Annotated in this window: 22 protein-coding genes; 21 read left to right on the top strand and 1 reads right to left on the bottom strand. The window is 36.7% G+C overall.

Features of this window, described 5'->3' with window-relative positions; genetic code table 11:
* The first annotated feature begins 110 nt into the window (after positions 1-110).
* The 21 genes from H4J76_RS16635 to H4J76_RS16535 all read left to right on the top strand — a co-directional run bounded on the left by H4J76_RS16635 (position 111) and on the right by H4J76_RS16535 (position 23,617).
* Complete coding sequence (locus H4J76_RS16635) at positions 111-680, top strand: sigma-70 family RNA polymerase sigma factor (protein WP_259377158.1); 570 nt, start codon at positions 111-113, stop codon at positions 678-680.
* Entirely contained in the window at positions 673-1,359 is a 687-nt protein-coding gene (locus H4J76_RS16630; protein WP_182230989.1) for a ChrR family anti-sigma-E factor, read from the top strand. The genes H4J76_RS16635 and H4J76_RS16630 overlap by 8 nt, the downstream gene beginning before the upstream one ends.
* 34 nt (positions 1,360-1,393) lie before the next feature.
* On the top strand, positions 1,394-2,353 hold the full coding sequence (locus tag H4J76_RS16625) for a DUF523 and DUF1722 domain-containing protein (protein ID WP_182230988.1): 960 nt from the start codon (positions 1,394-1,396) through the stop codon (positions 2,351-2,353).
* Positions 2,354-2,543: 190 nt separating this feature from the next.
* A complete protein-coding gene (gene phrB, locus H4J76_RS16620; protein WP_182230987.1) occupies positions 2,544-3,923 on the top strand; it encodes a deoxyribodipyrimidine photo-lyase in 1,380 nt (459 codons plus the stop codon).
* A 67-nt stretch (positions 3,924-3,990) separates the two neighbouring features.
* On the top strand, positions 3,991-4,452 hold the full coding sequence (locus H4J76_RS16615; protein WP_182222667.1) for a nuclear transport factor 2 family protein: 462 nt from the start codon (positions 3,991-3,993) through the stop codon (positions 4,450-4,452).
* Positions 4,452-5,168 carry an SDR family NAD(P)-dependent oxidoreductase gene (locus H4J76_RS16610; protein WP_070373606.1) on the top strand — a complete coding sequence of 239 codons (717 nt, stop codon included), beginning with the start codon at positions 4,452-4,454 and terminating at the stop codon, positions 5,166-5,168. The genes H4J76_RS16615 and H4J76_RS16610 overlap by 1 nt, the downstream gene beginning before the upstream one ends.
* A 5-nt stretch (positions 5,169-5,173) precedes the next feature.
* Complete coding sequence (locus H4J76_RS16605) at positions 5,174-6,445, top strand: NAD(P)/FAD-dependent oxidoreductase (protein WP_182230986.1); 1,272 nt, start codon at positions 5,174-5,176, stop codon at positions 6,443-6,445.
* A gap of 2 nt (positions 6,446-6,447) precedes the next feature.
* Positions 6,448-7,224, top strand: a complete 777-nt coding sequence (locus H4J76_RS16600) for a DUF1365 domain-containing protein (RefSeq protein WP_182230985.1) — start codon at positions 6,448-6,450, stop codon at positions 7,222-7,224.
* A 35-nt stretch (positions 7,225-7,259) separates the two neighbouring features.
* Positions 7,260-8,486, top strand: a complete 1,227-nt coding sequence (locus tag H4J76_RS16595) for a cyclopropane-fatty-acyl-phospholipid synthase family protein (RefSeq protein ID WP_182230984.1) — start codon at positions 7,260-7,262, stop codon at positions 8,484-8,486.
* Between the two features lie 260 nt (positions 8,487-8,746).
* Complete coding sequence (selD, locus tag H4J76_RS16590; protein ID WP_182230983.1) at positions 8,747-9,778, top strand: selenide, water dikinase SelD; 1,032 nt, start codon at positions 8,747-8,749, stop codon at positions 9,776-9,778.
* Complete coding sequence (gene mnmH / locus H4J76_RS16585; protein WP_182230982.1) at positions 9,778-10,884, top strand: tRNA 2-selenouridine(34) synthase MnmH; 1,107 nt, start codon at positions 9,778-9,780, stop codon at positions 10,882-10,884. The genes selD and mnmH overlap by 1 nt, the downstream gene beginning before the upstream one ends.
* Positions 10,885-11,396: 512 nt before the next feature.
* A complete protein-coding gene (gene betI, locus H4J76_RS16580; RefSeq protein WP_182217268.1) occupies positions 11,397-12,002 on the top strand; it encodes a transcriptional regulator BetI in 606 nt (201 codons plus the stop codon).
* Positions 11,993-13,456: a betaine-aldehyde dehydrogenase gene (gene betB / locus H4J76_RS16575; protein WP_182217266.1), complete on the top strand. Its 1,464-nt coding sequence runs from the start codon at positions 11,993-11,995 to the stop codon at positions 13,454-13,456. The genes betI and betB overlap by 10 nt, the downstream gene beginning before the upstream one ends.
* A gap of 88 nt (positions 13,457-13,544) precedes the next feature.
* Entirely contained in the window at positions 13,545-15,185 is a 1,641-nt protein-coding gene (gene betA, locus H4J76_RS16570; protein ID WP_182217264.1) for a choline dehydrogenase, read from the top strand.
* Positions 15,186-15,388: 203 nt separating this feature from the next.
* A complete protein-coding gene (locus tag H4J76_RS16565; protein ID WP_182217262.1) occupies positions 15,389-16,606 on the top strand; it encodes a BCCT family transporter in 1,218 nt (405 codons plus the stop codon).
* A 45-nt stretch (positions 16,607-16,651) separates the two neighbouring features.
* Complete coding sequence (locus H4J76_RS16560; protein ID WP_182230981.1) at positions 16,652-17,356, top strand: TorF family putative porin; 705 nt, start codon at positions 16,652-16,654, stop codon at positions 17,354-17,356.
* A gap of 299 nt (positions 17,357-17,655) precedes the next feature.
* Complete coding sequence (locus tag H4J76_RS16555; RefSeq protein WP_182230980.1) at positions 17,656-18,981, top strand: aspartate aminotransferase family protein; 1,326 nt, start codon at positions 17,656-17,658, stop codon at positions 18,979-18,981.
* A 383-nt stretch (positions 18,982-19,364) separates the two neighbouring features.
* On the top strand, positions 19,365-19,919 hold the full coding sequence (locus tag H4J76_RS16550) for a GNAT family N-acetyltransferase (protein WP_182230979.1): 555 nt from the start codon (positions 19,365-19,367) through the stop codon (positions 19,917-19,919).
* Positions 19,920-20,231: 312 nt separating this feature from the next.
* Positions 20,232-20,831, top strand: a complete 600-nt coding sequence (locus H4J76_RS16545) for a hypothetical protein (protein ID WP_182230978.1) — start codon at positions 20,232-20,234, stop codon at positions 20,829-20,831.
* A gap of 223 nt (positions 20,832-21,054) precedes the next feature.
* Complete coding sequence (locus tag H4J76_RS16540) at positions 21,055-22,809, top strand: ATP-binding protein (RefSeq protein WP_182230977.1); 1,755 nt, start codon at positions 21,055-21,057, stop codon at positions 22,807-22,809.
* A 289-nt stretch (positions 22,810-23,098) separates the two neighbouring features.
* Positions 23,099-23,617, top strand: a complete 519-nt coding sequence (locus H4J76_RS16535; protein WP_182230976.1) for a gamma-glutamylcyclotransferase family protein — start codon at positions 23,099-23,101, stop codon at positions 23,615-23,617.
* Between the two features lie 211 nt (positions 23,618-23,828).
* Here H4J76_RS16535 and H4J76_RS16530 read toward each other — a convergent pair whose 3' ends face one another.
* The gene (locus H4J76_RS16530; protein WP_182230975.1) at positions 23,829-25,613 is read right to left on the bottom strand and encodes a tetratricopeptide repeat-containing diguanylate cyclase; all 1,785 of its coding nucleotides are present in this window, start codon (positions 25,611-25,613) and stop codon (positions 23,829-23,831) included.
* Positions 25,614-26,608 lie beyond the last annotated feature (995 nt).

The raw sequence follows: 26,608 nt of genomic DNA, 5'->3' as shown, positions 1-26,608 counted from the left end.
TGATCTTTATTCATTTGTAACCGTATAAGCATCTAAATATAATAAAAGCAGTGATAGAAGTGATGCAAACTAACTTGCTAAGCACAGTGACAAGTGTTAAATCTAGTAACATGACAGAAAAAATTAATCATCCTCAGCTTTGTCAGTGGCTTAACGACGTAGCATGCACAAGAGATAAAAAAGCATTCACCGATTTGTTTCAATTTTTTGCACCTAAAATTCAACGAATTGCCCGGGGTAAATTCCCTAATGAAGCTCAAGCTAGCGAAGTGGTTCAAGAGACCATGAGTAATGTTTGGCGCAAAGCACATTTATTTGATAAAGACAAAGGAGCCGCTACGACTTGGGTTTATACAGTCATGCGAAATGTCACTTTTGACATGTTACGTAAGATCAAGGGCAACAAAGAAGACAACCTCAGTGATGACATTTGGCCATTAGCAGAAAGCCGAGTGAGTGAAGAAGAATCATTTGATGATCATCTTGAAAATAAAGAGCTTTTATCAGTAATTGAGAAATTACCAGAAGCGCAACAGCAAGTTGTTAAAGGTTTCTATTTTATGGAAATGTCTCAAGAACAACTAGCGAACCATCTAAACCTACCTCTAGGTACTATAAAATCTCGTTTGCGTTTAGCTTTAGCGAAACTCAAAGTGCAGTTAGGAGAAAATCATGATTAAACATCACCCGAAATTTGAGTTAATACAGTCGTTTGTTAATGGTGATTTACCCGCTTCTTTGTCTGCAGGTATTTCCATTCACGCTAGTATGTGTCCAACTTGCCAACAGAAAATATCACTGTTGACTGACCAAGTAGCAGAATTGAATTTTGATGAGTCAGCTACAAATATCACTCACAGTGGTGGCGATTTAGTTGCTGAAGGTATTCTAGCGATAAATTTTGATGACATGATTAATAGCATCACAGATTCTGATGCGATTGATGTTATGCAACCGGTTGAAAATAAAACTATCAGTTTTAAAGATAAGTCTTATCAATTACCTAGCGTATTGAATAATATGATGTTGGGAAAAACAGCACATATAGGTAAATTAGCAAGAAAACGTGTACAGCTTGATGAAAATGAAATTCATACTAATTTGTTGCACATGGAGCCAAGCGGCTCTGTTCCACAACATACCCACAAAGGTTTTGAGTTAACGTTATTATTAGAAGGTTCTTTTCATGATGAAAAGGGTGAATATGTAAAGGGTGATTTTATTATGCTTGATGGTGAACATCTTCATAATCCAATTTCAAGCAGTGGCTGCCTTTGTTATACTGTAGCTAATGACGCAATGCATTTTACACAGGGCATTAATAAATTGCTGAATCCAATAGGTTCCTTTATCTATTAGGTAAGCAGATGTTCTAACATTTTTAGGGAAAAATATGATTCACTCAGTCGACAAAGAAGATTTACTTATTGGCATTAGTGCTTGTTTGCTTGGCGAGAAAGTTCGCTTTGATGCCAGTAACAAACCTTCGACTTTTTGTATAAAAGAATTTAGTAATCACGTAACGTATAAATCTTTTTGTCCTGAAGTCGCAATAGGTTTACCGATTCCAAGGCCGACAATTCGTTTAATAAAAAAGGACGATGTCATTCATGTATCTCGTCCTGATGGCAGTGGTGATGTTACAAAAGCACTTCAGCTTTACGGTGAAAAAGTCGCTAAAGCTACTAAAGATTTAAGTGGGTATATTTTTTGTGCTAAAAGTCCCAGTTGTGGTATGGAAAGGGTTAAAGTTTACAATCCAGGCGGTCACGCGTTACCATCTGACGGCATAGGTGCGTTTGCTAAAGTTATTATGGAAGCTAACCCACTACTGCCTTGTGAAGAAAATGGCCGCTTAAATGATATGGTGCTTCGTGAAAACTTTGTCGCTCGTGTATTTGCTTACAAGCATTGGCAAAACCTCATTGCTACAGGGCTAACTAAACACAAATTAACAACATTTCACAGCAAATATAAGTACACAGTAATGAGTCATGATTTAATTGCTTACAAAGATTTAGGTCGATTGTTAGCGAGAGCGGATATGCCGCTTGCTGATATGGCTGACGAATATATTGTAGGGCTAATGACTGCACTAAAAATAAAAGCGACTCGTAAAAAACACGCAAATACTCTTGCCCATATTCAAGGATATTTTTCACAGCATCTCAAAGCTAATGAACGACAAGAGCTTTGTGATCAGATAGATGCTTATCGTGAAGGACTTGTGCCATTAGTTGTTCCTTTAACGTTAATCAAGCATTACCTATTACAGTACCCTAAAGATTATTTAACAAATCAATCTTATTTAGCACCTTATCCTGATGCACTAAGGTTAAGATATTCATATTAATGCTTTTCAAATTAATTAAGTCATCGGCTTTACAAAGTAGAGTATCAGTCAAAGGCAAGATGTTTATTTTATAAAATGTTGTACTATTTATAAAATAAAGCATCAGTCATTGGCTGTTTACCATTAGCAATGATTATAAAATTTGTTAAACGGGCAAAATTACTTTCAGTCAATGATAAAGGAATAAAATTTGTTACTTTGGTTTCGCAATGATCTTAGAAGTCATGATAATCCCGCATTACAGTATTTTTTAAAAAACAATCAAGATAATGCTCCCCTTAAAGCCGTTTTTTTCATCTCTGAACAACAATGGCACCAGCATGATTGGTCTGCTATAAAGATTGATTTTATAAAACGCCATGCCATAGCACTTCGCGAAGAGCTTCTGTCAGTTGGTATTGAGTTAGAATTAGTTGACGCCGCTACTTTTGAAGATCAGGTTTCATACTTACAAGCGCGTTGTGAAAAAGAAAATATCAATGAAATTGTTGCCAACAGTGAAGTCGAATTTAATGAACAAAAACGTGATAAAGCTATTGTTGCACTGGGTATAAAGCTCAGTTTATTTGAAGCTGATGTTATTGTGCCTAAGGGAAAAGTTCTTAATTTATCTAACCAGATGTATAAGGTTTTTACTCCTTTTAAACGTGCCTGGTTGACTTATGTTAAGCAACATAGCTTTGATTATTTAGGTAAAATAGAAACTAGTACCGCTAAAGTATCATCAGCAGATACTCTTTCTAATGCAAGTATATCTTCTGGTTGGCCACTGGTTGGTGACATTGAAAAACATGTACTTCCTACTTTCTTTAATGAAAAAATATCTGATTATCACGATCAAAGAGATATCCCTTCCATTAAGGGCACCTCGGGGTTGTCACCTTATTTAGCTGCTGGTGTCATTAGTCCCAGGTATATATTAAGAACTTTAATTAACGCCTACCCAGACATATTAATCGCTTCAGATAGTCAAGAATTTTCATGGTTAAATGAAATCATATGGCGTGAATTTTATAGAAATTTAATGTTTCATGAACAAAGGCTTTCTAAACACCAGTGCTTTAATGAGAAGTACCAAGGCGTTAATTGGCATTATGATAAAGGTTTGTTTGATGCTTGGTGTCAGGGTAAAACAGGATATCCGCTAGTAGATGCCGCCATGAGACAACTCAATCAAACGGGTTGGATGCATAATCGACTTCGTATGGTTGTCGCAAGTTTCTTGACTAAGCATCTATTAATCGACTGGCGTCTTGGTGAAAAGTATTTTATGAGTCAGCTAATCGATGGTGATTTAGCCTCTAATAATGGTGGCTGGCAATGGGCAGCAAGTACGGGTTGTGATGCACAGCCATACTTTAGAATTTTCAACCCGATAAGACAAAGTGAACGTTTTGATCCAAAAGGCATTTTCATCCGTAAGTATTTACCAGAGTTGGGAAGTGTTCCAGATAAAAATATTCACTTTCCGCATTTGTTTATAGAAAAAAACAAAAAAAATATTTATTGGCCACCAGTTGTTGACCATAAAGAAGCTAGGTTAAAAGCTCTCGCTTTCTATAAGGTATAACTGGCTTACTTATAATTTTAGCTAATCAGAATTTCTATGATTAGCTAATGCCATTACGGTAACAGCAATGCAAAATAATGCCCCACAGGATACATCAACCACTTCGCCGTTTTGGTTAAATAACTTTGTTAACGTTTATCAAACTCTTTCTACCGACAACCTAGATCTTCTGTCAAAGATTTATCATCGTGATGTTATTTTTATTGACCCCATTCATGAGCTTAAAGGCTTTGATAACTTATTTGAATATTTTCAAAATTTATATCAAAATCTATCGACTTGTGATTTTGTTATTACTAATATTATTGCTGAAAAAGATCAAGCTGCTATTTATTGGACGATGTCATATCAACACCCCAAGTTGAATAAAGGTAAACTTATCACTGTAATAGGCCACTCCCATATTAAAGGTTATGAAGATAAAGTCATTTACCACCGAGATTACTTAGATCTTGGCGCAATGCTTTATGAACAATTACCTGTTTTAGGTAAGCTAATAAAATTAATTAAGCAAAAGGCGGCAAAGTAATGGCAATTCGTACTGTTTTAATCACAGGCGCCACTTCAGGTATTGGCCACGCTTTATATGAAAAATATTTAGCGCAGGGTGACAATGTTATTGCTTGTGGACGTGACAAAAGTAAATTAGATAAGCTGTGCAGTAAGGCTTTTAAAACATTGGTATTCGATATGACCAAACCTGCCCAGATAGAGTCTGCTGCTGTTGATATCAAAGAAATCGATATCATGATATTAAATGCAGGCGACTGCCGTTACATCGACGATGCTAAGCATTTCGACGGCAAACTATTTAGTGATATTATTGCGACAAATTTATCATCATTAGGTGCTCTTTTAGAATTTTTCTTGCCGCTCACTAACAAAGGTGGGCAGGTGGTATTTGTTAGTTCTAGTGCAACAATCGTCCCTTTTCCAAGAAGTGAAGCATATGGTGCCTCAAAAGCAGGTATGGATTATTTAGCGAATAGTTTACGACTTGATCTGGTGGCTGAAAATATTGGTGTAACATTGGTACATCCTGGGTTTATCAAGACGCCTTTAACAGAAAAAAATACCTTCGATATGCCGTTTCTACTATCTAGTGAAGAAGCCGCTGCACGAATTTTTAAAGGTGTTAACCGCCGAGCTAATTATTTGCACTTTCCAAAAAGGCTTACGTTGACCTTAAAGTTATTCTCTTTTTTACCTGCATCTCTTTGGCAATCAATTATTTTAAGGAAATAAAAAGCATGAAGCACATTGCTATTATTGGCTCTGGTATCTCTGGTTTAACCGCGGCTTATTTACTCTCAAAAAAGCACCAGGTAACTGTCTTTGAAAAAAATGACAAAATCGGTGGTCATACCGCCACAGTAGACGTTGAAATCGCCGATGAGACTTTTGCCATAGATACAGGTTTTATTGTTTTTAACAATAAAACTTACCCTAATTACTTGGCTTTATTGTCAGAGATTGGTATTGGTAAACAAGCTACTGAGATGAGTTTTTCTGTTCATAACTGTCAAACAGGTCTGGAATACAATGGCCATAACTTAGATACTTTATTTGCGCAAAGAAGAAATATATTTAATCCAAAGTTCTGGTTTCTTGTTAAAGAAATATTACGCTTCAATAAACTTTGTAAAAGTATTTATCAGCACAATGATTATCAGGAAGGGTTAACATTAGGTAAATTTTTAACTGATAATAATTTCAGTGCATTTTTTGCTGAGCATTATATTTTACCCATGGCTGCTGCTATTTGGTCAAGTTCATTAGCGCAAATGGAAGATGTTGAATTTAAGTTTTTTGTACAATTTTTCCATAACCATGGTTTACTTAATATCGCTGACAGGCCTCAATGGTACGTTATACCAAAAGGCTCTAGAAGTTACTTAACGCCATTATGTGCGCCATTTAAAGATAATATAATACTTAATGCTGATATTTCAGGGATTACGCGTAGCAACGACAAAGTTCACTTGCACTTTAACGAGCGCGCTAGTGAGACCTTTGATGAAGTTGTTATTGCCTGTCATTCAGATGAAGCCCTTGCCTTGTTAAATGATGCAACTGATAATGAAAATAGCATCCTATCTGCTATGCCTTACAGTGCCAATTCTGTGATTTTACATACCGACAAAACACTTTTACCTGATCGCGAGAAAGCGTGGGCAAGTTGGAATTACCAGCTCAGTCAAGATCGCTCTAAGGCAGCAAGTGTTACTTACAATATGAATATTTTGCAAGGCATAGAAAGTCAGCATACCTTTTGTGTGACATTAAACCAGAAAGAAGATATTGATCCGAAAAAAATATTAAGAGAATTTACCTATCACCATCCTATTTTTTCTGCTGATTCAATCACCGCTCAAAAAAGCAGATCACTCATTTGTGGTGTCGATCATACGCACTTTGCCGGAGCTTACTGGCATAATGGCTTTCATGAAGATGGTGTTAGAAGTGCTGTAGAAGTGGCTAAGAAATTTGGATGTTATATAGCACCTACTGTTAAAGGCTAAAAATGTCTGAATTATTCAACAAAAGCAATATTTATCAAGGTAATATAATTCACCGTCGCTTTAGTCCTAAGGCGCATAGCTTTGATTACTCTTTGTATATGCTCGCGATAGACGTTGATGATGTAGAAAATAATAGTAACAGTATGGGGATTTTTGGTTTTTCGTGGTTTCATCCTTTACGCTTTGTTGAAAAAGATTATGTCAAGGGTGAACTATCCTCTCTTAAGGACCGTATAAAACAAAAAGTTGTTCTATTAGATGGGCACAATGAGATAGCTAAAATTGTCATGTTGGTACAAGTTAGATGTTTTGGTATATATTTTAGCCCAGCTAATTTTTATTTTTGTTATAACGAAAAAAATGTATGTACTCAAATGTTAGCAGAGGTTAGCAATACCCCTTGGAATGAAAGACATTTTTATCTAGTCAATTTACTCAATAAAAAAACAGCTAATACCAGTAAAAAAGAGTTTCAGGTTTCACCCTTTATGGATATGGCAATGACATATTTTTGGCATGTAAAGCCGCCGTCATCTGAACACGATAAGCTACTGGTTAAAATTGAAAACAAAACAATTAATGAAGAGACAGGCGAAGTCAGTAAATTATTCGATGCCAGTCTTGTTATGAAAAAGAAGCCATTTACTAAGAAAAGTTTGTTGGCAATCTGGTGTCAACTTCCTGTAATGACGATAAAAGTTGTTTGGGGCATCTACTGGCAAGCAGTAAGGTTGTTTGTTAAACGGATACCCTTTATTGGCTATCAAAAATCAAATTAATATATAGATTGTAAAATAAGATTAAGGAGTACCAAATGGAACAAATTGAAGGTGTTAGAACTTTGCAGACCGCGAATTGGATAGATAAGCGTTGTCGTGACATGGTTCATTCTGTCTTTTCGAAGTTATCATATGGCCAATTAGAAGTCGTGGAAGGAACAGAGCATAACATTTTCCCTGAAGCACCAGGAAGTTCGCTGCTCAAAGGAAAGATCAATATACATGATATAAGTGTTTACCGTGATTTTGTTAAAGGTGGCAGTATCGGTGTATCCGAAGCCTTTATCGAAGGAAAATGGAGCAGTCCTAATCTTACTAATGTCATTAGAATTTTTGCTAAAGCACAACAAGAAACTGATAGCCTTGAGTCAAAAAAGTCATGGTTAAACAAGTTTAAGAACAGCATAACGCATTGGCAGAATAGAAATACTCAATCAGGTTCAAAGAAAAATATTCTTGCTCATTATGACCTCGGTAACGAATTATATACGCGTTTTCTTGATCCAGAAATGATGTATTCGTCTGCAATTTATCCAACCAAAAATGCCACATTAGACGAAGCTCAACTCCATAAACTGGAAACTATTTGTCAGCGTTTATCTTTGTGTGAGAGTGATCATTTACTAGAAATAGGAACAGGTTGGGGCGGTTTAGCTATATATGCAGCACAAAATTATGGCTGTAAAGTAACGACAACAACTATTTCTGACGCGCAATTTAATTATGCCCAGTCGCGTATTGAGAAATTAGGGTTACAAGATAAGATCACTTTACTCAAACAAGATTATCGCGATTTAACAGGATCATTTGATAAAGTCGTTTCAATTGAGATGATTGAAGCCGTAGGCTATGAATTTTTACCTAGCTTCTTTAAACAATGTAATGATTTATTGAAAAATGGCGGTAAATTACTTATACAGTCAATCACTATCGCCGACCAACGTTTTGATTACTATAGAAGTAACGTAGACTTTATTCAGCGTTATATTTTTCCAGGTGGTTTTTTACCTTCGGTAAATGTACTCTCAGATAATATTACCAAACATAGTAGTCTTGTTGTTGAACAGCTTGATGATATTGGTCTAGATTATGCGCAAACACTAGCACATTGGCGTGAAAAGTTTTTAGTTTCTTGGTCTGATCTTACTCAATTTGGTTATGATGAGACATTTAAACGTCTATGGTTATATTACTTTGCTTACTGTGAAGGCGCATTTTTAGAGCGTTCAACGAGTGCTGTGCATATAGTTGCGCGTAAATAATAAAGTGTTGCAAGCTTGCCTTATTTCTTAATCTTAATTGAATGGATTAAGTAAAGTGCGGGCAGCTTAATTAATAAGTAACCTATTAAACAAAATAGGCAATAATGCCTATTTTGTTGTTATAACATGCCCCAACCAGTCAAATATTAACCGTAATTTCAATATTTATCCTCACATCAACAGCTATATCGTAATACAAAGGTGTAACGGTGCCAATATTACTGTAAATTAGCCTATTGCTTTTACTTTATTGAATCCTTATGACACCAATTCGCTTGACCCAATACTCACACGGCGCCGGTTGTGGCTGCAAGATCTCCCCATCGGTACTCGATGTAATGCTTAAATCTTCATTGGTATTGCCTGAACACAAAGAACTATTGGTGGGTAATAGCACTAAAGATGATGCAGCCGTTTTTGATATAGGCAATGGCCAAGGCGTTATTTCAACTACCGATTTCTTTATGCCGATTGTTGATGATCCCACTGATTTTGGTAAAATCGCAGCGTGTAATGCCATCAGTGATATTTATGCTATGGGTGGTAAGCCGATAATGGCAATTGCTATTTTAGGTTGGCCAGTCAATATTTTAGCGCCTGAAATTGCCCAACAAGTACTTGATGGCGCTAGAGCTATTTGTGCTGAAGCTGGGATCCCTTTAGCGGGTGGACATTCTATTGATGCACCTGAGCCTATTTTTGGATTAGCCGTTACCGGTTTAATCAATAATGAGCAGATAAAACGTAATAATACCGCAGGTGTTGGCGATCTATTGTATCTCACTAAACCGTTAGGTATTGGCATTATGACTACCGCTGAAAAGCAAGGTAAATTATTAGCTGAACATGCACACCTAGCACCACAAGAAATGAAAGCTTTAAACATAGTCGGTCAAAAATTTGCAGCTCTAGAAACTGTTACGGCAATGACAGATGTCACCGGTTTCGCACTTTTAGGACATCTTTTAGAAATGTGTCAGGGTAGCAATGTTGCTGCTATTGTCGATTTTAAGCAAATACCTTGTATTGACTTTGTTAATGATTATATTGACCAAGGTTGTATACCGGGTGGCTGTGAACGTAACTTTACCAGTTATGGGGAACATGTTGGCCCGTTAACCCCTAAACAAAAAACACTTTTATGTGATCCGCAAACTAGCGGTGGTTTACTGGTTGCTGTTCAGCCATCAGGTAAGCTAGCCTTTGAAGCTTTATGCCAAGAAAATGGTCTGAATCTTCAACCTATTGGTGAACTAGTGGCTGCAACTTCGCCTACAGTGAGTTTATTGTAATGATTATAAACACCGCTGCGACAGAGCGACTAGACAGCAGCGATTTTCGCACTATTATTCGCAATAAAATTCCTTTGATGGATGTTCGCGCTCCTATTGAATTTGAAAAAGGCGCTTTTAACCAATCTGTTAACTTTCCGCTAATGAATAATGATGAACGAGCGGAAGTAGGGCTCTGCTACAAAAAAAAGGGACAAGCGGCCGCCATTAACCTTGGCAATGAACTTGTTTGTGGACAAAGTAAAGATAATCGCTTGGCACAATGGCAAAGTTTTGTTCAGCAAAACCCGCAAGGCTATTTATATTGTTTTCGTGGCGGTTTACGCTCTCAAACGGTACAGCGTTGGCTAAAAGAATCAGGTATTAATTATCCTTTGCTTATCGGGGGTTACAAAGCACTTCGTCAATTTTTACTCAACGAGCTAGAGCAACTTGCTCTACATCCATTAACTATCTTAGCTGGTAATACCGGCAGTGGTAAAACGCCTTTTCTTGCTCATTGTAGCAATAGTCTTGATTTAGAGGGGGTTGCAGGTCATCGCGGCTCAAGTTTTGGTGGTTTTGTTACCGCACAACCCAGCCAGATAGACTTTGAAAATAAATTGGCTGAATTATACATTACCGGTAATTATAGTTTAGATAAACCGTTGATCTTAGAGGATGAAGGGCGATTAATTGGTAGCGTACATTTACCTGAAAGTTTGCGACAAGCAATGACATTAGCGCCAATTGTGGTCATTGAAGAAAGTTTGGACTACCGTCTTGAACATATATTCCAAGAATATATTATAAAGATGACTGCGCAATATCAAACAGCGTATGGCGTAGAGCAAGGTTTTATCGCCTTTAGTGAATATTTAGCACACGGCTTATTTAAAGTACGTAAACGTTTAGGTACAGAAAGATATGCACAACTACAGATACTTCAAACTAAGGCATTCACTGAACAGCAAAAGGGTCTAACGCACTATCATTTAGATTGGTTAAAGCCATTACTTGAAGAATACTATGATCCTATGTATCAATATCAGTTAGGTCTCAAGGCCGAAAGGGTGATCTTTCGAGGTAACAATGCCCAATGTTTAGCCTTTCTAGAGGGTAAGTAACACACCAAACTAGATCAATAATTTCTACAGCCGCAATGAATGATACTAATAACAAATGCTTCGTATTGAGCGTTCTACATTACAGTCATATTGCGGCATATTCCCTCCCTTAAACGAGCAATTCACCTTAAAGTACGATCACTGAAGATATTTGTTAACAGTGGATTGATGTAAGACCCAGCGAAAATTCAAGTACTCTGACGTTAAATTTTTAAAATTTCATTAAAAACAGCCAATTAATCTATCGCTATTTATTAGCCGTGATTAAAAAATAGCGGTTTATTTACACTCGCTCATCAATTTATAACCTAAAATATAGTTCGTATACTAACTATTATTATAAGTTTTAAAGTATATTTATACCCATATATGTAGCTTATTATATTGATTTAAAATGATTTTATAGACTTACCTTCACTCTAGAACGATAACAGTAACTTGATAATTTCATTCAGAACCGTTAGAATTATAATTAATTGAACGTTCAATTAAAAATAATATTCGAGAAGTCAGTGCCTAAAATTGGAATGAAGCCCTTACGTAAACAACAGTTAATTGATGCTACCTTAGATTCCGTCGCACAATTTGGTTTACAAAACACCACAATAATAACGATCAGTCGGATCGCTGGCTTATCGTCAGGTATTATTAGTCATTACTTTGGTGGCAAGCAGCAATTAGTAGAAGCAACCGTTAAACACTTGCTTGAACAATTGAAGTTAGCGCTACTCGAACGTGTTAGAGGTCAACATCTTGAGCCAGCCGATCGACTTATGATGATTATTGAGGCTAATTTCACTCAATTGCAACGTTCTAAACCCGCAACAAAAACTTGGCTTAGTTTCTGGGCGCAATCAATGCATGAACCAGGATTGGCAAGGCTACAAAATATAAACAGCAAGCGCTTGCACAGCAATCTACTTTTTTCTTTTCGTCAATTATTAAATGACGATTTAGCACTCATCGCCACTAAGCAGGCAGCAGCTATGATAGATGGTTTTTGGTTACGTAGTGCATTAAGCCCAAGTCCTGAAGAAGAGTTCAGGCAAGCCGAGCAATTTTGTAAAAAATTTATAGTCGATCTGCTTAAGCAGTATGGAGAAATATCTTGTCATTAGTATGTTATAAAAACTTTATCGATGGTGCCTACATGGCAAATGATAGCGGCGAAACATTTGAAGTAATTAACCCAGCAACAGGGAAAGTTATCTACAAAGTTGAAGTTGCTGACGAAAAAATTAAACAGCAGGCAATTGCAAGCGCGCAACGTGGATTTGCTACTTGGTCTGCAATGAGCGCAATTGAGCGAAGTCGTATTTTACTTAAAGCGGTTGCCTTATTACGTGAACGTAACGATGAGTTGGCTAAAGTAGAAGTACTTGATACAGGTAAGCCATGGCAAGAAGCCTCAGTAGTCGATGTAGCATCAGGTGCAGACTCGATTGAATTCTTTGCTGGGTTAGCGCCAGGTGTTGAAGGTAATCAACAGTCGGTAGATGGCGATTTTTATTACACGCGTCGCGAGCCATTAGGCATTTGCGCAGGTATCGGTGCTTGGAATTACCCACTACAGATAGCTTGTTGGAAAGCAGCACCAGCGCTTGCCTGTGGTAATTCAATGATTTTTAAACCTTCAGAAGAAACACCTTTAGGCGCTTTAAAACTTGCAGAGATATTTACAGAAGCAGGTATTCCTAATGGCGTATTTAATGTTGTTCAAGGGGCCGGTGAGGTAGGTGCGTGGTTGTCTCATCATACAGAAATTGCCAAAGTGTCTTTTACCGGAGAAGTCGGTACCGGTAAAAAAGTGATGGCAGCAGCCGCTACTACACTTAAAGATGTCACCATGGAGCTTGGTGGTAAGTCGCCATTAATTATTTTTGATGATGCTGATGTCGATAATGCGGTTTCTGCAGCGATGTTAGGTAATTTTTATACTCAAGGCGAAGTTTGTACCAATGGTACACGCGTATTCGTTCAAAAATCTATTTATCCCGTTTTTATTGAAAAGTTACTTCAGCGCACTAGCCAAAATATAATTGCCGGTGACCCTATGGTAGAAGAGACTAACTTTGGTGCACTGATTTCTTTAAAGCATTTAAATCTAGTGATGAAATACATCAAGCTTGGCGTTAGTGAAGGGGCAACCTTATTACATGGCGGGAAAACCCTTCAGCCAGACAATGCACCGGGTGGTTATTTTGTCGCTCCTACTATTTTTACCGACTGTACTGATCAAATGACTATTTGCCGCGAAGAAATTTTTGGGCCAGTGATGTCTGTATTAACATTTGATGACGAAGACGAGGTAATAAAACGCGCAAACTCGACTGACTTTGGTTTAGCCGCAGGTGTGTTTACACAAGATATTACTCGTGCTCACCGAGTGACCCATCAAATGGAAGCAGGAATTTGTTGGATAAATAGTTTTGGTGCTTCTCCGGCTCAAATGCCTGTTGGCGGTTATAAGCAATCTGGCGTTGGCCGTGAAAATGGTCTGGTAACACTCGATTATTACACGCAAATAAAAGCGGTGTATGTTGGGTTACAGCCATTAGACAGCCCGTTTTAATAAAGTTAAAGCTTAGTTAGCGTCCTTAAGCCTTGAATAGTTGCCAAAATTAAATGTTGGCAACCAAAGTAATAAAGTTGAGTGTTAAATGAACAGTGATAATTATGATTACATTATAGTCGGTGCCGGCTCTGCTGGTTGTGTATTAGCGAACCGTCTAAGTGAAGACAGCAACAGTAAAGTCTTGTTACTTGAGACTGGCGGCAGTGACAAAAGCATTTTTATTCAAATGCCTACCGCCTTATCTATTCCGATGAATACCAAGAAATATGCATGGCAGTTTGAAACAGAGCCAGAGCCTAATCTTGATGGCCGACGTATGCATTGCCCTCGTGGTAAAGTATTAGGCGGCTCATCTTCAATCAACGGCATGGTGTATGTTCGTGGACACGCGCGTGATTTTGATGAATGGCAGGAAAACGGCGCCCAAAACTGGGATTACGCTCATTGTTTACCGTATTTCAAAAAAGCAGAAACATGGGCATTTGCCGGTGATGAATATCGTGGAAAAAATGGACCACTGGGCGTTAATAATGGCAACCAGATGAAAAACCCATTATATAAGGCCTTTGTTGATGCAGGTGTTGAGGCCGGATATAGTGCAACCAGTGACTATAATGGTACTCAGCAAGAAGGCTTTGGACCAATGCACATGACGGTAAAAAAAGGGGTGCGCAGTTCAACCGCTAACGCCTATTTACGACCAGCAATGGCACGTGCAAATTTAACCGTGATAACTCATGCTTTAGTACATAAAGTATTACTTAATGGCAAAAAAGCAGTTGGCGTACGTTACGAACGCAACGGAAAAACAGTTGACGTTGCTGCTAATAAAGATGTTGTTTTATCAGCAGGTCCTGTTGGCTCGCCCCACATACTGCAACTATCAGGTATTGGTCCTAAAGCTGTCCTTGAGGATGCCGGTATTGAATTGATACATGATTTACCTGGCGTTGGCGAAAACTTGCAAGATCATCTTGAGTTCTACTTCCAATTTAAATGTAAGCAGCCGATCACCTTAAATGGCAAGTTAGATTGGTGGAGTAAATTGCAGATTGGTGTTCGTTGGATCCTAACAAAGAAAGGATTAGGCTCGACTAATCACTTTGAATCTTGTGGATTTATTCGCTCTAAACCAACCGCAGAATGGCCAGATATTCAATATCACTTTTTACCTGCAGCGATGCGTTATGACGGCAAAGAGGCCTTTGCAGGTCATGGTTTTCAGGTGCATGTTGGTCATAATAAACCAAAAAGTAGAGGTTTTATTAAGGCTTTGTCAAGTGATCCTAAAGCACACCCGCAAATACGCTTTAATTACCTTGAGCACGAAGAAGACCGCGAAGGTTTTCGTGCCTGTGTTCGCCTAACCCGAGACATTATCAATCAAAGCGCATTAGATAAATATCGAGGTGAAGAAATACAGCCAGGCATTGGTATCCAAAGTGATGACGAAATTGACACTTTTGTTCGTCAATTTGTTGAAAGTGCTTACCATCCGTCATGTTCATGCAAAATGGGCACAGATGAATTGTCGGTTGTAGATCCCCAAACCCGAGTACATGGTATTGAAGGGTTAAGGGTTGTTGATTCGTCAATATTTCCAACTATTCCTAACGGTAATTTAAATGCACCAACCATAATGGTCGCTGAACGTGCCGCCGACATTATTCGTGGCCGAGAAGTTTTATCGCCATCAAACGCCCCTGTCAGCTTAGTGCAAAATTAATAGCAATTGCGCACTAAAGCCAAATCTAAAAATTAACTAACGTTAATCGTCAGTACGCGGTTAGATCTTAATTTTCGCCATCAAGATATTTTCATGATGGCGACAATTGAAATCTTCAGCTTAAATTTGCCGTGTACTTTTATAAACCTCAAAGAGGAGTACTACTTGTTTATATTAATTAATACCTTACTCAGGAGACAACTATGACTACATGGTTATCAGCTGGGCTGATATTTACCTTCACCGCCATCGCCTTTGTATTATATCGGTGGGGCAATATTCGCTGTGTCGGTGTAACACCGGTTAAAACATTTACCTTTATTGCTATATTGTTTACCTCTGGGCTAGATGTTGGCTTGATCATGTTTCCGTTAACCGAATTTGCCGGATATGCTGATTTAGCAACCAACCCCGAATATGGATTTACTAACCCGTTGGCCATAGAGTTTGGCTACTGGGCATTTCTTATCTGGGGATTTTACTTTCTAACTTGTTTCTATTTTTGTGTGATTGAACCTCGTGTACGTTTTTTTGAAATTCCACTGGTTAAACTGGTAAATAACGTAGTTATTATTGGTACCTGTGCTTTTACCGCCTATTTATTATTAACCAATTTACCTTGGTATATGCCTGAACTTGGCGATGGTGAATCTATTGTTAGTAGCTTCTATTTGATTGTATTTTTAGTCATAGCTGCAGCGGTTTATTCAAGTACTAATATTCGTTACGTAAAAATATTAAGTTTGGCAACTACTTGGTTATTTTTGGCATTGATTGGTCTAATGTGGGGTGGGGCTTTTCTTTCAGAAACCTCAAGTATTGGTGAGTTTGCCAACACTATCGCGATGATTGGCGGTTACTTTGGTAATATCCACGAATTTGCTTTGCCTCTTAATGATTACCATGAATTTTACCTTTATTGGTGGTTTGCTTGGAGCATTATGATTGGCCAGTTTACTTCTCGGTTTGTTGGAGGTCTTCGTACTTATCAAGTATTGGCAGCGATGTTGGTTTTTCCTTCTATTCCAATCGCCATATGGTTCTCAGTACTGTATTACTACAGTGCAAATGGGCTAGAGACCGCTGGTTTCTATAATATCGCGATGGCATTTGTTGGCATAACCTTCGTTATTAACTCACTTGATTCATTGATCCGTCTCTATACTGATAATTTGAACTTGAGTGTTGCAAGGCTGGGCAGAGTGAAATATTTCTTCGGCAACTTAATTGCTCTTAGTTTACTTACCCTGTTATTTAAATTAGATTTCTTGCAAATCCAATGGGTTGGCGCTGTCGTTATTGGACTCTTTTTTACTTGCTTTGGTTATATCCTGTTTAACAAGTTTAAAGCCGTTAGCGAAATTGAGCGTTCACCGAAAGAAAATAAAATTGATTTTACTAAAATCGAATTAGTCGAATAGCACCGACCATTTTGTATTTGAATACTAAATAAAAAGAGAAACTAAATGAATAAAAGTATTATAGCTATAGCCGCAAGTTGCCTATTAACATTATCTTCAACCGCACTAGCTGATGTGTCTGCAACAGTTAACATAGCCTCTGATTATACCTTTAACGGTGTTAGCCAAACAGGCAACGATCCAGCATTACAAGCGAGTTTGGATTATGCAGATGATAGCGGCTTTTATGCTGGAACTTGGGCGTCAAACGTTGACTTTGGTCGCTATGAAGACACTAACATTGAGTGGGATGCCTATGTTGGTCAATATTTTCAACTTAACGAAAAAATAGGACTAGATGCAGGTATTGCTTACTATACGTACCACGGCGATAACGTGTCAGATACATACAACTATCCTGAAGCTTATGCAAAATTTGGCTACAGTTCATCGATGGGTAATAGTGAAGTAAACTTTTGGTATAGCTGGGATTATTTTGGTCTTGATGTTAATCATTATATTGCTATGGTTGCTCATACGTTTGAAGTTAAACCGGGTCATAATATTAAGGTAAGTTTTGATCGTTCAATATCAGCGAATAAAGATAAATGGTCGTGGAACGCTAAAGATGCTTACAACCATTACCGCGTTGAATATATGACCCATTGGAACGGCTTTGATGTTGATCTTGCTCTTGAAGATACAAATATGAACATTGATTTGGCTGATACCCGTGTCGTGTTATCTGTATCTCATACCTTCAGCTTATAATTGTATTGGATTAAGTAACGTTTATTGTAGGTAGTTCAACGAGCTATCGACTTATTATCCAAGCCTCAGTGGTTATCACTGAGGCTTTTTTTAGTGTTATGGATAAACAGCAACGGTAGTTTTTAGGCTTGGTTATACCCGGTCACCATGACTTTATTAGCTAATTTACCCCTTTAAAAGACGAATACCTGACTAATTAAAAGATTTACTCTTCCTGAAATTGCGCTATCCCTGTATTATCACCCGATAAAATTTACGTTAATTAATGTTTAAAACATTCAGTGATATAAAGAGCGATCATGACTAAACCACATAAGCCCCAAAGCAATGCTATGCTTAAAAGAGCCCACGAAAATATGCCGTTAGGGGTTGCAGACAGCTACCGTTATTGGGGTGAAGAAAACACCGTATTTTTAAGCAGCATGAAAGGCTGTACCATCACCGATTGTGATCAACAAACGTTTGTTGATTTTCGTTTAGCCTATGGCCCAATTATTCTCGGCTATCGTGACGAACGCGTAGACAATGAAGTGATTAACGCGATCACTAGCGTTGGCACCATTTCGGGTTTCTCTACCGGTCTTGATTCTGATGTGGTTGAATTGGTGAAGTCACTTTGCCCTAATATCGATAAAATGCGCTTTGCTAATTCAGGTACCGAAGCGGTTATTGGCGCAGTGCGCACCGCTCGTGGATTTACAAAACGTAATAAAATAGTCGTGGTTGAAGGTGGCTTTCATGGACTGCATGATGAAGTGATGTGGAAATCTGATGTAGATAACTGGGAAGTCACTGATGAAAACGCGCCTGAAATTATACCTTTTGGCGCAGGTATCCCACAAAGTACGCGTGAACATCAAGTAAGTGTACCGCTTAACGATTTTAAAGCTATCGATACTGTTTTCGCTGAACATGGTCATGATATTGCGGCTATATTGATTGAACCTATCATGGGTAACTGTGGCTCGATTGCCTCAACGCAAGCCTATATGCAAAAGTTGCGTGACACTTGTGATACCAATGGTTCTTTGCTAATTATGGACGAAGTCAAAACGGGTTTTCGTGTTGCCAAGGGCGGAGCACAAGCCTTATATGGTATCTATGCTGATTTAACCACGTATGCAAAAGCTATGGGCAACGGTTACCCGATTGCTGCTTTTGGTGGTAAAGCTAATGTTATGGATGCTATATCATTTGCAAAAGACGGGGTAACTCACGGCGGCACTTATACCGCTAATATGGTGGCACTGAGCGCAGCTAAAGCGACATTAACCGTGCTTAAAGAAACCGATGCACTTGAAACGATTGCGACAGTAGGTCAAAAAATTCAAGCGTTACTCTCAAGAGTATTTACAAAATTTGATATTGAACATTGTTTTGCAGGACCCGATGCAATGTTTGGCGTACATTTTGGTAGTGAAGTACCACAAAATTATCGTGATTGGAAAAAAACGAACAGTGATCTTTATACGCAATTCGCGCTTAACTTAATCGACAATGGCGTTATGTTAGAGCCGGATTCACGTGAACCTTGGTTTATTTGTGAAGCCCACCAAACTGTCGATCTTAAGTGGTTAGAGCAAGTTGCTGAGCAATCAATGAGCGCCGCGATTAACGCGCAGTAACTAGAAGTTTTTTTTCAATTTGTAGACCTAACTTATTATTTAGGTAGCCTAGTAGTAAAAATTTATCGCTATTGATCCGACGTCAATTAGCGATAAATGGACTAAATTTTCATTGCTTAATGCCATGTTAAGCAGTGAAACCTAAAATGGATGTTAATCCTCAATGTTATGCTTTTTATAAAGTAATTTAATAAGTAACAACTATATCAATAACTTAAAGGTAACGCGTTACTTTTGGTTGTGCGTATTTATATTGGCTTAGCCATGGAGTGGTTAAATATCTAACGATGTTAGTTAAAGCACAAGCACTTTAAAAACATATACGGCTAAGGTACAAAAGCCCTGACTACTAATCAATAGATTCAAAGGATATGAGTAATACTATGAGCATAAAATTCAGCCCACTTTCTAAATATGACGTTAATTATAGAAATGTTATTGAGCTTTATAAAGAGGCTTTTACGACAGTAAGGCGTGTTCCTTCTTGGTTGCTTCGCTTCATATTGAGAAAAGGGAAGGACGGCTTTAGCGTTCTTTATGAAAATAATAACTGGATTGGTTTAATCTATCTTACCGAGTATAAAGATACTGTTTTTGTTCATTTCTTTGCTATAGCAGAGGATCAGCGTTCGTCTGGTTATGGGAGTAGGGTATTAGGCGCATTGAAAGAGAAGCATGAAAACAGAGTTGTATTAAATATTGAAGAACTTCAAGTACAACAACAAAACTATCCACAACGAGTTAAACGAAAAGCATTCTATTTAAACAATGGCTTTAGTTCTTCTGGTTACCTAGTTAAAGAGCCAGGGGAGGTACTTGAAATGCTAATACATGGTGGCAGTATCTCCAAAGAAGAGATAGAAGCGATCTATAAAAATCTCTTTGGGGGTATTTTGGGTTCACTTTACCGACCTAAAATAATACCCATTAATGAATAATGTCAACCGTGTATCAAAACAGTCAGTCTCAATGAGGATAAAATGGCTAGATTAAAAAAGTAACATCGAGAAATACAGCAAGAGAACTGCACTTTTGGTGAGTACCTTTTCTTTGCAGCGGCAATTATAGGTTTACTGTTACTGTTGCGTTTTTCACAGCCACTTATTAAACCTATACATAACAAACCTACTAATAAGTAGCATTCATTAATTGTAGCGCTTGACTCCATCTCATTGCATTTTACTAATGAGCGGGTTATTGCTGTTATTATGCAATTAAGATTTCACTCTCCAACAATAAGAAAAACAAAAATGACAAGTAGAAAAATACATAGACTTATAGGTTTAATCCTCATATTACCAATGTTTGGTTGGACAATTACCGGTGTCATATTTTTTATAAAACCCGGCTACAAAGGGGCTTATGAACAATTATCATTAAAAACTTATCCCCTAGAAACACAGTTATTAGTTGATCCAAAAGAAAATTGGAGTGAAGTTAAACTCATCAAAACTATTTTAGGACATCATTTATTGGTTAAATCGCAAGGAAAAACGGAACATTTAGACCCTATTACGCTTCAAGTTAAAGGGTTGCCAACTAAGTTAGAATACAAACGCCTTATTGATGATGCACTTTCAGAAAATAAAGAACGTTATGGCGACATTATTTCTATTGATGGAACAAATGCAAAAACTAGCACAGGTGTTGAAATAAATCTTGATTGGGTAAGCTTAAGGTTAAGCCAGAAGGGCGATGATACTAAGTTAATCAACAGACTTTATAAAATTCATTACCTTCAATGGACACCATTTAAAAATGTAAATTTAGTTTTTGGCGTTTTAGGTTTATTACTATTAGCAACCCTAACCACCTTTGGTATACGGCTTTACATTAAAAATAGAGAGTAATTGCTTAGTGGAGGTATCGGTATTAACCGATACCATACCCGGTTTTCGCACCAAACCTAGATAGGGATATAAACACTTATTAAATAATAGGGCGTTAGGTATAGCTTATCTAATGGCAGTTTATCCTGCTGTTTATTTTTACATCAGTAAATAATAAATAATTATGCTTAATTTCAATCATCATATATATTTAATAGGGGTATAACTAAGAAAGGGCACCTAAGTGACTAATAGTGAACAACAATTAGAGTTTATACGTTTATTATCATTAGATTCAGAAACTAATTTTACCAATACAGAGCATTTTTCTTTCGCGATGAAAAAGCTGTCAATGCTTTTGAATAGTCCATTCTTTATTTTTACCGTAGTTTACAAAGATATTCAAAATAAAAAGTCACATTACAATAGTTACTGTTTGAACACGCAAAATAATGAGCCAAGTGAAGAGCGTGTCGTTGTTAATGTAAATCAAAGCGAATTACCCGACACTATTTGTTTATTAAATCGTCAATTACAAGAAATAAAACAAAGTAAAAGCCAAGTCACTGTTAGTTTCTTAAACAAAACAGATTTTAGCGATTCTCAAGACGATAATTGCTTTGTGTTACCCTTTACTGTGGATGATGAGCTTATAGGTGTAATTAGCTATCAAGCGAATACGCCTAATACCGTGATTAAAACATCTAGCCCGCTCTATCAATTTATTCATTATGTTTTTTCTGCCGACCATACAAATAGGCAAAAAGGTACACAAATCAACACGCTTCAAACCGTATTGAACCTAATGCCACAGCGTGTTTTTTGGAAAAACAGAGAATCTGTTTATTTAGGAAGTAACAAAGCTTTTTCAAATGATGCCCATCTTAATTCGCCTTCTGACATTGTTGGAGTGACTGATTTTGATATCTTCCCTGAACAAGCAGAGCTGTATAGGTCAGATGACGCTCATACAATGACCTCAAGAGAGCATTTAATCGCTTCAGAAGAACCTCAAACCCATGCTAATGGAAAAACCATCTGGTTACGCACCTCTAAACGACCGATTATTAATGAGTTTAATGAAGTTATTGGTCTCGTTGGTACTTACGATGACATTTCTGAATTAAAAAATATGCAGGTCGAGTTAAGTAAAGCTCGAGATGAATTAGAAGAAAAAGTTGAAGAGCGTACGAAAGAACTAAGTCAAACTTACAAAAAATTAGCCGTAGCATTTGAATCATTAAAGTCAACACAAGACCAGCTTGTTGAGTCTGAAAAAATGGCGGCCTTAGGTAATTTAGTTGCCGGTGTTGCACATGAGATTAATACGCCTCTTGGTATTGCTGTAACGGGGGCTAGTAATTTAGAACATAGCGCGCAACTGATTAAAAAAGCTGTGGAAAGTGGAAAGATTAGAAGAACAGCGTTTGTTAATCAATGTAACAGCTTGATTGGTAGTAGCGATATAATTTTACGTAATTTAGAGCGGGCCTCTGAATTGGTAAGGAATTTTCAGAGGATAGCCGTTGACCAATCAAATGATGAAAAGCGTACAATAAATTTCTTTAAATATTTAAATGATATTATTTCGACATTGTCGTCTCGAGTTAGTGAAAAGAATATAAAAATATTTTTATCAGGAGATGAAACCTTACCCCTTTTAACATCACCAGGTACGATTGCACAAATAGTAACTATATTGATTGATAACGCCTTAACTCATGCATTTAAAGAAATAATTAATGGTCAAATAAAAATCAGTTTTAAAGTACAAAATGAAATGCTAATGCTTACGGTGCAAGATAATGGTTGTGGTATTGAAGTAGGAAAGATAGAAAAGGTGTTTGAACCTTTTTATACAACGCAACGGCAAAAAGGTTCTGGTCTAGGGCTAAGTATTCTCTATAACCTAGTCACTCAAAGTTTGAACGGTAAAGTTACCTGTTTTAGTAAGGTTGATGAATCTACACAATTTGTTATCGCATTACCCTTAGATTAAGAAACATCTTATATAAACTAAATGCTGGGGTAATGTATGCTTTGATTTTTCGAGTCGTTTATATGAAAAATCAAAATGACTTATTTGAGTTAAGCTCCATACAAACGGTTAAGCCATCCCAAGCGTAAACATATAAGCAATACGAACATGTAAAAGCTAATGTTTTTTTGTTACCCTTTAAGCCGATGTCATAGAATTTCAAACAATAAATAGTTAAATGTTTGTGTTCTATATTTTTAACCAATAATTATTTGCCTGTTGAACAGGTATTAATCGCACAGGAGTTTTGATGAAGTATTTTGCATATGGTTCAAACATGTCCCTTATAAGACTTCAACAAAGGGTGCCAAGTGCCCAAAAAATTGACACAGTGAGTCTTAAAAATCATCAGTTGCGTTTTAATATGAGTGGCAAAGATGGATCAGGTAAATGCGACTCTTTTTATACGAATAATAGTGATGACGTGGTCGTAGGCGCTCTTTTTGAGATAGATGAAAATGAGAAACCCATTTTAGATAGAGCAGAAAGTTTAGGGTCTGGGTATAATGAAAAAACAGTATCCGTAATAAATGAACAGGGAAAAACGTTCGAAGCACTAATTTATTGCGCAATTAAAATAGACCCTTCATTAAAACCATATACTTGGTACCTAAATCACGTCATTGTTGGGGCAAAAGAAACAAAGCTATCTACGGATTATCTCGCTATTATCGAATCTGTTGTCTGTATAGAAGATCCAAATAAAGAGAGAGAAACAAAGGAACGGGCAATGTATAGTTCACACACTATTCAAAAAGACTGTGCCTGAGGAATTCAGCGATTTATAAAGGCATAAAATGGCATTTAAGCAAACAATAAGATTATTTGAGTTAGATTGGTTAATAGTCTTAAGTCAGCATTAAAAAGAGGTTAAAGCGTAACACCGTTCAGGACATGGGTTTGGGTAATATATAAAATCAAACTATATGTAAATCTGCAATCCATGTATACCTTGAGGAATTAGGCGAATATTGAAGTGTTTATATTTGATAATCCGTATTGGGTACATACATACCGCCGTTTTTAGCGTTTTTACCTTGTTTTTTTGACTGATATAAATAATTATCGGCACACTTTAAAAGATTATAGAAATTAAAGCCGCTGTTAATATCATGCAATGCAAATCCTGAAGAAACAGTTACTGAGATATTGTTTTTCTCAAAAATAATATCCAGCTTATCTATTGATGCATTTACACGTTCACTTAAATTACCTAACTCTGTTAAGGAAATATTTTCGCACAATAAAACGAACTCATCGCCTCCCCATCTTACGAGAACGTCACTGCTACGCAATTGATTTGAAAGTGTTGTCGCTATAGCTTTTAAAACTTCATCACCTGCGGCGTGTCCATAGTTATCGTTAATCGGTTTTAAGTTATCACAATCTACCATTACTACACCGACAGACTCTTTGGTAGTGCTATCACGTCGTTCAAATCTAGATTTAAGCCCTGGTAAGTAATCATCTAAGTAATTTCTAACGTAGCAACCTGTTAAATTATCGCGCATTGAATAGCTGATTTTTTCTAGCATCATTTTATTTCTATTTTTCCAAAGTAATAACATAACGAATGATAAAACACTTATTAGTATTATGATGAAGATAAATAGTTGGTTATATTTTTCACTTTTTTGTATAGCTATTTGATTTAAAAGTTTTTCGTTTTCAAGAGATGCAAATTTTTTATCTATGGCTATATTTTTATCCATTTCATAGAGCATATCGACAAACGCTTTAGCTTGATTAGAGTTTTGAAATTCAACATAAGCCAAGAGATGAATCAAAGTGTTCTTGTCATCATTTAAACTCTTGTAAATTTTCGCTAGTAAATAGTTGAGTTCAGAAACCTCTGTTTTATGGCCTAATTCTATTGCTATTTTAAGTGACTCCTTTGCATGAGCTAACGCTAGAGTAAAATTTTTCTGGGTAAAATAAAATGAGGCAATACTTTGATTTGTTATTTGGCTAAGACGAACATCTTGATTATTAACCGCTAAAGAAAGTGATTGTAATAGCAATTCTTCAGCTTTGTTAGCTCTTGCCATTCTTGCGTAAGTTAATCCTTCTAGCCGCTCTAAATAACCAATGCTTTCATAAATAGACTTAGCTCTATTAATTAATTTGAGGATATCTTGATTATTGCTATCGGGTTGATTAATTTTAACACCTGATAAATAGAGTATGGTTAAATGTTCGAGCTTATTATCTCCCAGAGAGGCAGCTTTTTCCAAAGACTTATTAAGACGCAACTCTGCTAAATCATATAATTGCAATTCAGCATAAATCAAACCTAAGTTAAGCAGTGCTCTAACTTCCATTTTTTTGCCATTATGCTCAACAGCGAAGGCATTTAGCTGATTAGTATACTCAATGGCTTTAGCATACTGACCTATCAGTAAGTATGCTCGACTTACTTTGTACAGAGCACTGTTGGTATACTTATTATAAGAAGTGTTATTAAATGCTTGAATAGAATCAGCTAAATATTCTTGCCCCTTAGCCTTATTGCCAGCGTTAATATTAAGGACAGCTAAATTTGCAAAAACAGCGGGTTTGAGAAATGTATAGTCTGAGTTGTTAATTTGTGTGAGCAAGGTGGAAATAAAAGCGTTATGTTGATCGCCTTGAAGGTGTATTAGGTTTTGTAATTTTAAATAGTTATTTATTACCTCATTATCATCGTGCTCACTTTCTGCAGAAGCCAAAAAGGGGAACAAAACAACCATAAATAATATTTTAAATACCCATCGATAAGCCAACATGATACCCGTAAAAAATTTTTTTTTAAGTTTAACATGGTTCTAAAAAAAACGGCATATAAAAAAGAAAGAGGACCAGTAGGCCTTAGATAAGACTCGACAATGATAAACGTTTCAATACTCTTGCAACAAAAAAACTCTAGTTGTTAATATTTATAGATTACCCGGTTTGTAATTATCAGAATAGCTACATGCCAATGTTGAAGTATATTTGCATTACATCAACAAGCATAAGTAGGGGAATGCAAACCACTTATTATCTTGTTTCTGATAAGAGTTAATATCATCTAATAATGGTATTTAATGAAAATATTTTTTACCGCAAGCGTTAGACAAAGTTACATATGCACATACTTTAAGATATTGTAGACATAATCAAAGGCTCTAAAAATAAGGCTTTTCATTATTTAATGTAGTTAAAGTTCAGCGAAGCACTTCAGCATCAAGTATTAACGCCTGAGTCAAGCCAGCAAAGATTTCTGGCCTTTATCTTAATGTTAGTAAGACAGTAATATTTGATGGCATTATTCGCGACGTCACATTACGGAGATAATTTGAATAGTCGATGGCAAAAAGATATCTGTTAGATGCCGCCATTAAGAGTTGATAATTATTACAGTTAGAAAAATCGAAGTTGCCCCACCTGATCACACACAAAATTTATAGCTTATTTACTATATTTTAAACAATAATTATTTTTACTGTTCTTTTATACAGTTGGTGTCGTTTTCCTTTCTTTTGCCGAAATACCGAAAGATTCGGTGTTGCACCTTTTGAAATATTTAATAATAATAAAATGTTAATGTTTTTATTATGTTGTAAAGTATGATAATTGTAACTGTAAATAAACAAAGAATGCTAAGTGTGGTCTACTGCTTAGTTTTTCGGTCTAATAAGCTGTTGAACTAAACCGCTTCGCGGGGAGTGGCAACTCCCTGACATATCACTGCATTTCAACCACACTTAACTTGCTACTCAACCTTTTTTGGAGGCAAGTT

It is taken from the genome of Colwellia sp. BRX9-1 (assembly GCF_014077195.1).
In the GTDB taxonomy this organism is placed as follows: domain Bacteria; phylum Pseudomonadota; class Gammaproteobacteria; order Enterobacterales; family Alteromonadaceae; genus Colwellia_A.
Note: the sequence above shows the minus strand (reverse complement) of the source record. Positions and strands in the feature narration are given on the sequence as shown.